An 11,142-nucleotide genomic window follows, 5' to 3' on the forward strand; every position below is an offset into this window, starting at 1 on the left:
GCGGCACCCGATCCCCGGGATCAGGACGATCTGCTTTTCGACAATGACGAGGATGAAGGCGACGAGGGCATTCTGGCGCTTGGCGCGATCACCCATTGGTGGCTGTCGTTGCGTGCTTACCTTCGCCGCCGCGCCGCTCGCCGCCGGGAGCGCGACGATTTCGAACCGGAGATGGAACCGCGCGCCAGCGCCTGGCGCCGGGCTGCCGAGAGGGTCGAATCGGCCGAGTTCGCCGAAGCGCGGATGAGCCCGGATGGCCGCGCCCGCGTCGAGCCGGAATTCTTCGCCGCGTTGGTCAACGACCGCAGCGCCTCGCTCGATCCCGACGACGCCGATGTCTTCGACGAGGACGACGACATGGATTTTGCGCCGGAGCCCGCGGGCCAGCGCCGCGCCGCGCCCAATGCGAAGGTGCAGCCGTTCCGCTCCGATGCGGCCACACGCGTCGAGGCGCCGGCGCCCCGGCCCGTTCCGGGCGCTCGTGTCCAGCGCGAAGCGCAGACATCGCTGATCGGCTCCGAAACATTCGAAATGCCGTCGCTGCATTTCCTGTCCGAGCCCAAGAACGTCGTGCGCGACGCCAGCCTGTCCAAGGATGCGCTGGAGCAGAATGCCCGCCTGCTTGAGGGCGTGCTGGAGGATTTCGGCGTCAAGGGCGAGATCATCCATGTTCGCCCCGGCCCGGTCGTCACGCTCTATGAGCTGGAGCCGGCGCCCGGCATCAAATCGTCGCGGGTCATCGGCCTGTCGGACGACATCGCCCGCTCGATGAGCGCGATCGCCTGCCGCGTCGCCGTGGTGCCCGGCCGCAATGCCATCGGCATCGAGCTGCCGAACGCCAAGCGCGAGACCGTCTATCTCAGGGAGATCATGGCCAGTCGCGATTTCGAGACCACCAAGGCCAAGCTGGCGCTGGCGCTCGGCAAGACCATCAATGGCGAGGCAGTCATCGTCGACATCGCCAAGATGCCGCACGTGCTGGTCGCCGGCACTACCGGTTCGGGCAAGTCGGTCGCCATCAACACCATGATCCTGTCGCTGCTCTACCGGCTGACGCCGCAGGACTGCCGACTGATCATGATCGACCCGAAAATGCTGGAGCTCTCGGTCTATGACGGCATCCCGCACCTGCTGACGCCTGTGGTCACCGACCCGAAGAAGGCGGTGGTGGCGCTGAAATGGACCGTGCGCGAGATGGAGGACCGCTACCGCAAGATGTCGAAGGTCGGCGTCCGCAACATCGACGGTTTCAATGCGCGGGTGCAGCAGGCCGAGAAGAAAGGCGAGAAGATCTCGCGCACGGTGCAGACCGGTTTCGACCGCCAGACCGGCGAGGCGGTCTACGAGACGGAAAACCTCGATCTTGAGCCGATGCCCTACATCGTCGTCATCATCGACGAGATGGCCGACCTGATGATGGTCGCCGGCAAGGACATCGAAGGCGCAGTGCAGCGCCTTGCGCAGATGGCGCGCGCCGCCGGCATCCACGTCATCATGGCGACACAGCGGCCGTCGGTCGACGTCATCACCGGCACGATCAAAGCCAACTTCCCGACCCGCATTTCCTTCCAGGTGACGTCGAAGATCGACAGCCGCACCATCCTGGGTGAGCAGGGCGCCGAACAGCTCCTTGGCATGGGCGACATGCTCTACATGGCCGGTGGCGGCCGCATCCAGCGCGTCCACGGTCCGTTCGTTTCCGATGACGAGGTCGAGAAAATCGTCGCGCATCTGAAGCTGCAGGGCGTACCGGAATATCTCGACGCCATCACCGAGGATGACGACGAGGAAGACGAGCCGTCGGGCAAAGGTAGCTCCGGCGGCGGCGGTGGCGGCAATTTCGAGGATTCCGACGATCCCTACGATCAGGCGGTTTCGGTGGTGCTACGTGACGGCAAGGCCTCGACCAGCTACATCCAGCGAAGGCTCGGCATAGGCTACAACCGCGCCGCCTCGATCATCGAGAAGATGGAGAAGGAAGGCATTGTCGGCCCGGCCAACCATGCCGGAAAACGCGAGATTCTGGTACCGACGGAGGACGACAAGTTCTGATCCGACCGGAAAGAACCGGCAGATCTGCCCGCTGCAACCTTGACGGGCGGCAACTTCGAACCTTTTGGCGCGTTGCAACGACCAAGCGCTGTTCGGCCCGCCAAACTTAAGCCCAACTGGGGGGCCAAACACTGCGACAACAGATAAACCAGACGAGAGTGACCGGCATGAAAAACTCTTCTTTCGCCACGATCAGCGATTTTGCCCCGACCCGCCGCCAGTTGCTTGGCCTCGGTCTGGTCCTGGCAGGTGCTGCGGCCGTCAATGTCGTGCCCGGGGTCCAGTTGCTGGCGTCGGCGCAAGCGGCGGTGCCACCCACCGCACAGAAGATCGCCGACCATTTTTCCTCGGTCAAATCGATGGCCGGCGAGTTTGTGCAGTTCGGACCCAAGGGCGAGCAGACCGGCGGCAAGTTCTTTCTGGAACGGCCAGGCAAGATCCGCTTCAACTACGACGGGACGTCGAATTTCAGGGTGATTTCCGACGGCAGGTCGGTGGTCATCCTCAATAAGCGGCTGAAAACGTCCGATCTCTACCCGCTGTCAAAGACGCCGCTCAAGCTGCTCCTCGACACCAAGATCGACCTCTCCGGCGGCCGTGTCAAAAGCGTCAAGGAAGAGAACGACGTCACCACCATCCAGCTTGCCGACAAATCAGTGTTCGGCAGCTCGAAGATCACCATGATGTTCGATCCGAAATCCTACGAATTGCGCCAGTGGACGATCACCGACGCGCAAGGCAAGGACACGACGGTGATGATCTTCAACGTCAGGGAAGGCGTAAGCTTTGCCCCCGACACTTTTGCCATCGACTATACGGCTAACCGCGAGCTCAACACCAAATCGCGGTAAGCCTTGCTGCGATAGCTGTGCAAAGTCTTGGGCCGTGCCTTGCCAGGCGCGGCCCGGCTTGTTTTTAAGGCTCGCGGCTGGCAGGTTCTGGCCCGACTCTCTCATGGGCGCATGACTCGCCAAAGGCGTTTGCCTCTGGCGGCCATGTGCCTGCCCCCGGATCCTGTGCATGCCCTTTTCCATCGCCACCTGGAACATCAATTCCGTCCGCCTGCGCATGCCGATCGTCGAACGCCTGCTTGTCGAACAGGCACCGGACGTGCTCTGCCTGCAGGAAACCAAAGTTCCCGACGAGCTGTTTCCCGAGAAGGCGTTCCGCAAGCTCGGCTACGAGCACATCGCCTTCCACGGCCAGAAGGGCTATCACGGCGTGGCGACGGTGGCGCGGCGGCCGATGGAGATCGTCGAAAAGCGCCGCTTCTGCGAGATCGAGGATTGCCGGCATCTGTCGGTCACCGTGCGGGCCGGCGGCAAGGCAATCCTGCTGCACAATTTCTACGTTCCGGCCGGCGGCGACGAGCCCGACCCGGAGATCAACCGCAAGTTCAGGCATAAGCTGGATTTCGTCGCCGAAATGAACGCCATCCGCGCCGAGCATGACGAGGTCTCCGGCTCGATCCTGGTCGGCGACCTCAACATTGCGCCGCTCGAGCACGATGTCTGGTCGCACAAGCAACTCTTGAAAGTGGTCAGCCATACGCCGGTCGAGACGGAAAATTTCGAGGCGATGCGGCTCGCCGGCGACTGGGTCGACCTGATGCGGCTCAACGTGCCTTATGAACAGAAGCTCTACACCTGGTGGAGCTATCGTGCGCAGGATTGGGAAGCGTCGGATCGCGGCCGGCGGCTCGACCATGTCTGGTCGTCGCCAAATCTGGTGCCGAGCTTTGCCGGCTACGAGATCCTGCGGCTGGCGCGCGGCTGGGAACGGCCGTCGGACCATGTGCCGGTGATAGCGCGCTTCGATTTAGAGTAGTGCGGACTGCCGCCTGTAGCGATCCTTCGCGCGCCCCTCTGTCCTGCCGGACATCTCCCCCACTTGTGGGGAGATTGGCCGTCACCTTGGCTTTCGCCAATCTCCAACGCTGCAGAAGTGGGCGGAGCGTCCGAACTGCTAATCTCCCTCCTTGTGGGGGAGATGTCCGGCAGGACAGAGGGGGGCGCTGTCCCTCCGGCGTTTTAGAAGTTTCCGTACCATCTTTGCCCGCTCAGCTCTCGAAACGCGACGCCAGCTCTTCGATGCGGCGGATCATTGCCTGAAAATCCTCGGAAATGCGCTGGTGCAGATGGACCGCGATATCGGGATACTCCTCCAGGATGCGGCGGAACATCTTGCGGCTGAGCCGCAGCACTTCCGAATCGATCTCGGCGGATGCGCTGGTCAGCCGGTTGGTGTCGGCGATCAGCGCCAGTTCGCTGAGCGTCGTGCCGGGGCCGGCCGTGCCTATCGGGACGCGGTCGCCGTTCTGCTCGCGATACAGCACGATGCGCCCGCTGACCACGATATAGGCGCAATCGGCCTCGTCGTCCTCGCGGTAAAGCTTGTGGTCGGCCTGCAGCCTTGTGGTTTCCGCGCCAAAGGCGAGCAGACGCAACTGTTCGTCCGTGAAGCCCTCGAAGAGCCTCACGGTGGACAGGATGCGGATGTCGTCATCCAACGCCATCTAGCTATGTCCCCGAACGGTCAGTCCAATCCCTCCCTTAGAGCGCCGAGCGTCCCTTTGGACGCGCAAAGGACGCTCTTACGCTTTGAATCGACGCACCGTGCTTTACAAAAGATCGATTCCGATTTTTGGGCCGATGCATCAGCGAGGCCGATCCAAAACCACCTCCAGTATCAGGATCGTACCCCGAAAGCGGCCCCGCCCCGACCGCTCATTGGATAATTAAATGTTTAAGGAACCAGCTTGTAGCCGCCGCTTTCTGTCACAAGAATTTCCGCATTGGAAGGATCGCGCTCGATCTTCTGGCGCAGCCGGTAGACATGGGTTTCCAACGTGTGCGTGGTGACGCCGGAATTGTAGCCCCACACTTCCTCGAGCAGCACATCGCGCGTCACCACCTTCTGGTCGGCGCGGTAGAGATACTTGATGATCGAGGCTTCCTTTTCGGTCAGCCGCACCTTGGCGCCCCGCTGGTCGATCAGAAGCTTCTGGCTGGGCTTGAAAGTGTAGGGGCCGACCGAAAAGGTGGCGTCTTCGCTCTGCTCATGCTGGCGAAGCTGCGCACGAATGCGGGCCAAGAGAACCGCAAAGCGGAAAGGCTTGGTCACATAGTCGTTGGCGCCGGCTTCGAGGCCGAGAATCGTGTCGGAATCGGTGTCGTGTCCAGTCAGCATGATGATGGGCGACTTGTAGCCGCCCTTGCGCAGTATCTTCACCGCCTCCCGGCCATCCATGTCAGGCAGGCCGACATCCATGATGAGCAGATCGATGAGGCCGCCGCGGGCCGTGGCGACGCCTTTGGCGGCGGTTGATTCCTGCAGGACGTCGAATTCCTCATAGAGAGACAATTGCTCGACGAGCGTGCCGCGCAGGTCGTCATCGTCATCGACGATCAGAATGGTGCGTGAAGTCATGGATCAATCCGTTGTTTTGAAAAGAAAATTCAGTTGACCGCTGCCTGTTTATGCGGAAGCTGACCGGCACAACAGCCGATCACAGTGATTTGTTCCGTGGCACGATCATACAAGAAAAAACGCGCGTGCAATGAGGCGAGCGCATTTTTGCGAAAAGGGCTCCGTGTTCTCACGGTGCGAGCAAGGCCCGGCCACGCCAGCCAGGGGTTCCTGCAGGCTGGCAAACTGGTGTTTTCATGTGCGCTGGGACGCGGCGGCATATCGGCCGGCAAACGCGAAGGCGACGGCGCCACGCCGCTTGGTTCGATGCGGATCCTGTCGGGATATTTCCGTAACGATCATTTTTCCGAGGGCCGCAAAACCCGGCTGGCGATGGCGCCGATCGGTCCCGATCTCGGCTGGTGCGAGGTGCCTGAGGACCGCAACTACAACCGCCCCGTCAGGATTCCCTATGGTGCCAGCCACGAGCGGATGCTGCGCGCCGACCGGCTTTATGACGCCTGCCTGGTGCTAGACTGGAACATTGCGCCGCGCCGCCGCGGGCGCGGCAGCGCGATCTTCTTTCACCTGGCGCGCCCCGGCTTCACGCCGACGCAAGGCTGCGTCGCGGTGACGGCACGCACGATGGCCCGGCTGTTGCCGCTGCTGTCGGACCGTACAGTAGTGAGGGTGGTGAGGTAGGGCAGTAGGGCAGTAGGGGATTAGCGAAAGTAAGGGTGGCGCAGTCCGGCGCATATCTATTGGCGATTTCCTACTGCCCTACCTACTGCCCTCCGCGGCCTCTGCCAGCCGATGTCGAGAAGACCCAGCCGACCGAGTTCCCTGTCCATCACACGTGCGACATCCTTCCGTTCGGCGCCGATGTCGCGCAATTGGCGGTCCGGAAGATCCTCGATGTTCTCCTGCGGAAGGTTGACCGCGATTTTTGCATGGCGGAACCAATCAAACAGCGCGCGCAACCAGGCCGGGCGGATGGCTGCAGAGCTCAAGACAATGTGGGACATGGTGCAATCCGCTTCTCCGGACAACAAATCCGGTTTGATGTTTGTTCGATGAACACAGCATGCCGGATTGAAATTAAAACGAGAAACGAGTAGTTTTCTCAGTATCTTCAAGTTTTGTTTGAGGTGGAAATGCTTGACCGGCCTTTCCTCGTCCTGGAGTGATGGCGCGCCTGCTGCCTGGAACCCGTGCACTGAGGACGCTGGAAGCGGCGGCCCGGCACCTCAATTTCACCCGCGCCGCAGACGAACTCGGCCTGACGCCGGCCGCGGTCAGCCACCAGATCAAGGAAATCGAGGATCAGCTCGGCATCGTGCTGTTCACGCGCACCAGCCGCACCATTCGGCTGACCGAAGCGGGCGCGGTGCTGTTCGAGGCCTCGACCGACGCGCTCGACCTGCTTGGCCGGGCCGTCTCACGGGCGCACAAGATGGCGCGCGGAACGGCGCTGCTGAAAGTCACCCTCGACGCACAGTTCGCGACAAAATGGCTGATGCGGCGCGTCGACGGGTTTCGTAAGCATCAGCCCGACATCGAGCTCCGTTTCGACATCAGCTATGAGGTGCGCGACTTCGACCTCGACGATGTCGATATCGGCATCCGCTTCGGCGCCGGGAAATATCCGGGACTTTGCGCCGACCGGCTGTTCGAAAACGTCATCATTCCTGTCTGCAGTCCGGCGTTGCTGCGGGCGGGGCCGCCGCTGAAGGAGCCGCGCGACCTGTTTCACCACACGCTTGCCCACATCGAGTGGGCGCGCCAGGGTGTGACATGGCCGAATTGGCGCATGTGGATGGCAGCGGCCGGCGTCGACGATTTCGACGACAGCCGAACGATGGTCTTCGGCACGTCTTCGGATGTCGTTCAGGCTGCGCTCGACGGCAATGCCGTCGCGCTTGCCGATTTCGCCATGGTGGCAAACGACCTTTCCGAGGGCAGGCTGGTGCGACCGTTTGAGCTGGGCATCAAGGTCGCGCCCGAATTCGCCTATTTCCTGGTCTATCCCAAAAGTGCGGCGCACGACCCGCGCATCGTCGCCTTTCGCGAATGGCTTCTCGACGAAGTCGCGAAAACACCGACCTGACGATCGTGGCGGATCCTTAGAGCGGCTTGTTTTTGCGCAATTCCCCAGGGAAACCGCTACGCACTTTTCCTGGAATTTGCTCTAGCTCAAGCCGCCGCTGCTCCAAACCAACCGATCACCGCGCCGATGATGAGCAGCACGCCAAGCCAGTGGCCGCAGTTTATGATGGTCAGGTCCCAGCCGAAACCTTCGTAACGATGGTTGACGGAAAGCGTCGTGGCGACGAATCCCAGCCAGAGAACGAAGCCGAATACGAGCCCGGCAAGGAGGCTCGGCTCGCCTCCGGTCATCGCTCCGACGACGAGGGACATGACGAGCGCCATGACCAGTTCCGCGACGAAGCTGATGACGAATGGCAGCGGCGATTTACTCATGGTCGCCGGATCAAGCTTGGCGGCCTTGAGCCAGGGCTTGCTCAAGCCCATGTACCAGGCGGCGCCGAACAACCACGCCACCACGGCGGCGACGATCACCGCCAGCCAGTTCACTGCTGAAAAATCCATGATTTCCCTCCCCGGAAGCATGTCGCCCAAAAGTGCCCAGCGGTTTTGGGATAACGACATGAGTATTCTCAAAATCGATGCGTGATGGAACGCCTGTTCGGCGATGCCGTCAAGCAAACCGCCAGACGGTCGTGCGCTTGACCAGGGCATCTTCCAGCGCCCGGGTCACCGCCACTTCGTAGACGGTGAGCGGCTCCAACCCGATCTTCGGCAGATAGGAGCGGCCGGGATCGCCAACGAGAATGTCGGCGCCGCGTGACTTGAGCGTCGCGAACCACGGCATCAGCCTGTCGGCAAAGGATTTGTCGTAGAAGACGTCGCCGGCCAGAACCACATCCCAGCCCGCATCGGTTCCGATGCAATCCGAGCCGAGGAATTTGATCCGGACATCATTGGCCTCGGCATTGAGGCGGATCGCGCTCGCGCAGAACGGGTCGATATCGGCGGCGATCACCTCTGCCGCGCCGGCCTTCATTGCTGCAATGGCGACAAGGCCGGAGCCGGAGGCAAAGTCGAGCACGCGCTTGCCGTGCACATCAGACGGATTGTCGAGGATGTAGCGGGCAAGGCCCTGGCCGCCGGCCCAAGCGAAGGCCCAGAAGGGAGGCGGCAGCCCGATTTCGGCCAGTTCGTCCTCGGTCCGCTGCCACAGATCATGCGCTTCGTCGGCCAGATGCAGCAGGATCTCGGGCACATGCGGCGGCGCCATCAGCGCCGTGTTGTCGAGGATGAAGTTTTTCGCGCTGTTTGGCGTCAGCGCCGTCACGGAGCCGGCGTCAGGTCGCCCATGCGGCAGACCTCTTTCCATTCGGCCGGCGTCACCGGCTGCACTGAAAGCCTTCCGAGCCGGACCAGTGCCATCTCGGCAAGCTTGGGATTGGCCTTGACCTGTTCCAGCGTCACCGGCTTCGGCATATCCTTGACGGCACGGATATCGACGCATTCCCAACGCGGATCGTCGGTAGTGCTGTCCTGATGGGCCAGCGCGCAGACCTCGGCGATGCCGACCACGTCGAGCCCGTCGTTGGAATGGTAGAAGAAGCCGAGGTCGCCGATCTGCATCGCTTTCATGTTGTTGCGCGCCGCATAGTTGCGCACGCCGTCCCATTGCGTTCCGGCCTTGCCCTTCGCCTTCAGCGCTTCGAAGGAGAAGACCGAGGGTTCCGATTTGAACAGCCAGTAGTTCATCGTATTTGCTCCTCCTGCCGGCTGGAATCAGGCAACCGCAGGCTTGTTGAAGGTCCAGTTCCATTGCCTGATTTCGACGCTTTCGAACAGCCCGGCCTTGGCGTAGGGGTCTGCCGCCGACAGGGCCTCTGCCGCGGCCAGATCGGGCGCCTCGACCACGACGAGGCTGCCGTTCGGCTTGCCGTCGGCGCCGAGGAACGGACCGGCGAAGGCCAGCTTCTTCTCGCCGTTCAATCCTTCCAAAAAGGCAATATGCTCAGGCCGAGTATCGAGCCGCACCTGCAGGTTTCCAGGCTTGTCCTTGCAAATCAACGCAAACAGCATCTTTCCATCTCCGGATTGTTCGAGATTTATCGCATCGGCCCGAAAATCGGAATCGATTTTCGGAAAGCACGATGCGCAGTTTCAAAGTGTTAGAGCGTACTTTGTGCGTCCAAGCGGACGCACGTCGCTCTAAACATCGGTTTCGGTCTTCAGCGGCCTTGTCATCAGCGCCGACACAGCCTGGCGAATGGTGATCGTCCCGTCCAGTATGGCGGCGACGGCGGTGATGATCGGCGCATCGATCCGGCGCTCGGTGGCGATGCGGGCGGCGATCGCCGCCGTCGGCACGCCTTCGGCCAGTGGCAGGCCGGTAAGCGGCTTGCCTTGCCCCAGCGCCAGCCCGTAGGCGAAATTGCGCGACTGGGCGGACGAGCAGGTGAGCAACAGGTCGCCGAGACCGGAAAGTCCCATCAGCGTTTCCGGCCTGGCGCCAAAGGCAGCACCGATGCGGCGCAATTCGACAAAGCCGCGCGTCACCATCGCGGCCTGGGCGCTGGCGCCGAGCCCGGCGCCAGTGACGGCACCGGCGGCAATGGCAAAGACGTTCTTCAGCGCCCCGCCGATCTCGACGCCGATGAGATCGTCGCTCGAATAGCAGCGCAGATTCTGCGCCGAAAAGCGCGCGGCAAGGTCTGCCGCCAGACCCTCGTTGCGGGCGGCGACCACCACGGCCGTCGGCAGCCCCCTGGCGACGTCGGTGGCGAAGCTCGGGCCGGACAGGGCGGCAATCGGATTTTCAGGCAGGATCTCTCTAGCGATGGCCGACAGCAATGCGCCGGTGTCGCGCTCGATGCCCTTGGCGCAGAGAACCAGCGGGACGCCGTTCGGCATAGGGCCTTTCGCGGTGGCTAGCATGGCGCGCAGCGACTGCGCCGGTGCCACCGCCAGAACGCAGTCGGCGCCGTCGAGCGCGGCCTCGATGTCGTTCGTTGCCACGATGCCGGCCTGGAGCGCGATGCCCGGCAGATAGCGCGGATTTTCGCCACGGTCGATCGCGGCGACGGTCTCCGGGTCGCGCGCATAGAGGCGGACGAAATGACCGGCCCGCAGCATGGCCAGCGCCAGCGCCGTGCCCCAGGCACCGCCGCCGAGCACGGCAATGCGCCAGCCACTTGGCGCCTTGTGCCCGCTACCGGTCATGCCTTGGCTCCGCGTCGACCCGAGCCGACCATCGGGGCGGAGACGCTGTCCAGCGGCCAGCGCGAGCGCGGCACGAAAGCGGCGGTGTTTTCACCCGCAATGCCGGCGCGCAGCCGTTCAATGCCGGCCCAGGCGATCATCGCCGCATTGTCGGTGCAGAGTTTGAGCGGCGGCGCGACGAAAGCAAAGCCGGCTTTCTCGCACAAGGCTTCCAGTGTCGTCTTGATCGTCCGGTTGGCAGCGACACCGCCGGCAACAACCAGCGCAGGATCTTGCTTATCAGGAAAGGTTTCGCGAAAACGCGTCAGCGCTCTCGAAACACGGTCATCCAGCGCATCCGCCACCGCGACCTGGAACGAGGCGCAGATATCGGCGACGTCCTGGTCGCTCAACGGGGCAATGGCCGTCGCCGCCTGGCGT

13 protein-coding genes and 1 pseudogene are annotated in these 11,142 nt (G+C 62.6%); 5 read left to right on the plus strand and 9 right to left on the minus strand.

The window, feature by feature from the left end:
- The 3 genes from E5W87_RS04465 to E5W87_RS04475 form a co-directional block, all read left to right on the plus strand.
- Positions 1-2,052 (plus strand): DNA translocase FtsK (locus E5W87_RS04465; protein WP_292394426.1); only part of this gene is annotated, 2,052 nt, incomplete at its 5' end.
- A 167-nt stretch (positions 2,053-2,219) separates the two neighbouring features.
- The gene (locus tag E5W87_RS04470) at positions 2,220-2,903 is read left to right on the plus strand and encodes an outer-membrane lipoprotein carrier protein LolA (RefSeq protein ID WP_128243979.1); all 684 of its coding nucleotides are present in this window, start codon (positions 2,220-2,222) and stop codon (positions 2,901-2,903) included.
- 169 nt (positions 2,904-3,072) lie between these two features.
- A complete protein-coding gene (locus tag E5W87_RS04475) occupies positions 3,073-3,879 on the plus strand; it encodes an exodeoxyribonuclease III (RefSeq protein ID WP_292394429.1) in 807 nt (268 codons plus the stop codon).
- A 232-nt stretch (positions 3,880-4,111) separates the two neighbouring features.
- Here the strand turns inward: E5W87_RS04475 and E5W87_RS04480 are convergent, their stop codons facing one another.
- Together E5W87_RS04480 and E5W87_RS04485 are read right to left on the minus strand one after the other, a co-directional pair.
- Positions 4,112-4,567, minus strand: coding sequence for a cyclic nucleotide-binding domain-containing protein (locus E5W87_RS04480; RefSeq protein ID WP_128243978.1), 456 nt, complete (start codon positions 4,565-4,567; stop codon positions 4,112-4,114).
- 230 nt (positions 4,568-4,797) lie between these two features.
- Positions 4,798-5,481, minus strand: a complete 684-nt coding sequence (locus E5W87_RS04485; RefSeq protein WP_029349304.1) for a response regulator transcription factor — start codon at positions 5,479-5,481, stop codon at positions 4,798-4,800.
- Between the two features lie 147 nt (positions 5,482-5,628).
- Here E5W87_RS04485 and E5W87_RS04490 point away from each other — a divergent pair, with 147 nt between their 5' ends.
- A complete protein-coding gene (locus E5W87_RS04490) occupies positions 5,629-6,162 on the plus strand; it encodes a L,D-transpeptidase (RefSeq protein WP_245329832.1) in 534 nt (177 codons plus the stop codon).
- Between the two features lie 56 nt (positions 6,163-6,218).
- Here the strand turns inward: E5W87_RS04490 and E5W87_RS04495 are convergent, their stop codons facing one another.
- Positions 6,219-6,596, minus strand: coding sequence for a hypothetical protein (locus E5W87_RS04495; protein WP_367118793.1), 378 nt, complete (start codon positions 6,594-6,596; stop codon positions 6,219-6,221).
- A gap of 50 nt (positions 6,597-6,646) precedes the next feature.
- Here E5W87_RS04495 and gcvA point away from each other — a divergent pair, with 50 nt between their 5' ends.
- Positions 6,647-7,567, plus strand: coding sequence for a transcriptional regulator GcvA (gene gcvA / locus E5W87_RS04500; protein WP_292394433.1), 921 nt, complete (start codon positions 6,647-6,649; stop codon positions 7,565-7,567).
- An 86-nt stretch (positions 7,568-7,653) separates the two neighbouring features.
- Here the strand turns inward: gcvA and E5W87_RS04505 are convergent, their stop codons facing one another.
- From E5W87_RS04505 to E5W87_RS04530, 6 genes and pseudogenes are all read right to left on the minus strand, one after another.
- Entirely contained in the window at positions 7,654-8,070 is a 417-nt protein-coding gene (locus E5W87_RS04505) for a DUF1761 domain-containing protein (RefSeq protein ID WP_292394446.1), read from the minus strand.
- Between the two features lie 109 nt (positions 8,071-8,179).
- Entirely contained in the window at positions 8,180-8,779 is a 600-nt protein-coding gene (locus E5W87_RS04510; protein WP_292394448.1) for a methyltransferase, read from the minus strand.
- Between the two features lie 53 nt (positions 8,780-8,832).
- Positions 8,833-9,258 (minus strand): EVE domain-containing protein, encoded by a 426-nt coding sequence (locus E5W87_RS04515; RefSeq protein WP_292394435.1) that lies wholly within the window; start codon positions 9,256-9,258, stop codon positions 8,833-8,835.
- Positions 9,259-9,285: 27 nt separating this feature from the next.
- A complete protein-coding gene (locus tag E5W87_RS04520; protein ID WP_292394437.1) occupies positions 9,286-9,582 on the minus strand; it encodes a YciI-like protein in 297 nt (98 codons plus the stop codon).
- A 129-nt stretch (positions 9,583-9,711) separates the two neighbouring features.
- Positions 9,712-10,722 (minus strand): NAD(P)H-dependent glycerol-3-phosphate dehydrogenase, encoded by a 1,011-nt coding sequence (locus tag E5W87_RS04525; RefSeq protein WP_292394439.1) that lies wholly within the window; start codon positions 10,720-10,722, stop codon positions 9,712-9,714.
- Positions 10,719-11,142 (minus strand): annotated as a pseudogene (locus E5W87_RS04530) (tRNA (adenosine(37)-N6)-threonylcarbamoyltransferase complex transferase subunit TsaD); the annotation flags it as partial. The pseudogene E5W87_RS04530 and the gene E5W87_RS04525, both read right to left, overlap by 4 nt.

Source organism: Mesorhizobium sp., assembly GCF_004962925.1.
In the GTDB taxonomy this organism is placed as follows: Bacteria; Pseudomonadota; Alphaproteobacteria; order Rhizobiales; family Rhizobiaceae; genus Mesorhizobium.

What these genes read in the sequence shown, in the direction of transcription:
- E5W87_RS04505 (WP_292394446.1), bottom strand. Translation starts at nt 8,070, where the DNA reads ATGGATTTTTCAGCAGTGAACTGGCTGGCGGTGATCGTCGCCGCCGTG.
- E5W87_RS04525 (WP_292394439.1), bottom strand. Translation starts at nt 10,722, where the DNA reads ATGACCGGTAGCGGGCACAAGGCGCCAAGTGGCTGGCGCATTGCCGTG.
- E5W87_RS04510 (WP_292394448.1), bottom strand. Translation starts at nt 8,779, where the DNA reads ATGGCGCCGCCGCATGTGCCCGAGATCCTGCTGCATCTGGCCGACGAA.
- E5W87_RS04470 (WP_128243979.1), top strand. Translation starts at nt 2,220, where the DNA reads ATGAAAAACTCTTCTTTCGCCACGATCAGCGATTTTGCCCCGACCCGC.
- E5W87_RS04480 (WP_128243978.1), bottom strand. Translation starts at nt 4,567, where the DNA reads ATGGCGTTGGATGACGACATCCGCATCCTGTCCACCGTGAGGCTCTTC.
- E5W87_RS04475 (WP_292394429.1), top strand. Translation starts at nt 3,073, where the DNA reads ATGCCCTTTTCCATCGCCACCTGGAACATCAATTCCGTCCGCCTGCGC.
- E5W87_RS04520 (WP_292394437.1), bottom strand. Translation starts at nt 9,582, where the DNA reads ATGCTGTTTGCGTTGATTTGCAAGGACAAGCCTGGAAACCTGCAGGTG.
- E5W87_RS04515 (WP_292394435.1), bottom strand. Translation starts at nt 9,258, where the DNA reads ATGAACTACTGGCTGTTCAAATCGGAACCCTCGGTCTTCTCCTTCGAA.
- gcvA (WP_292394433.1), top strand. Translation starts at nt 6,647, where the DNA reads ATGGCGCGCCTGCTGCCTGGAACCCGTGCACTGAGGACGCTGGAAGCG.
- E5W87_RS04485 (WP_029349304.1), bottom strand. Translation starts at nt 5,481, where the DNA reads ATGACTTCACGCACCATTCTGATCGTCGATGACGATGACGACCTGCGC.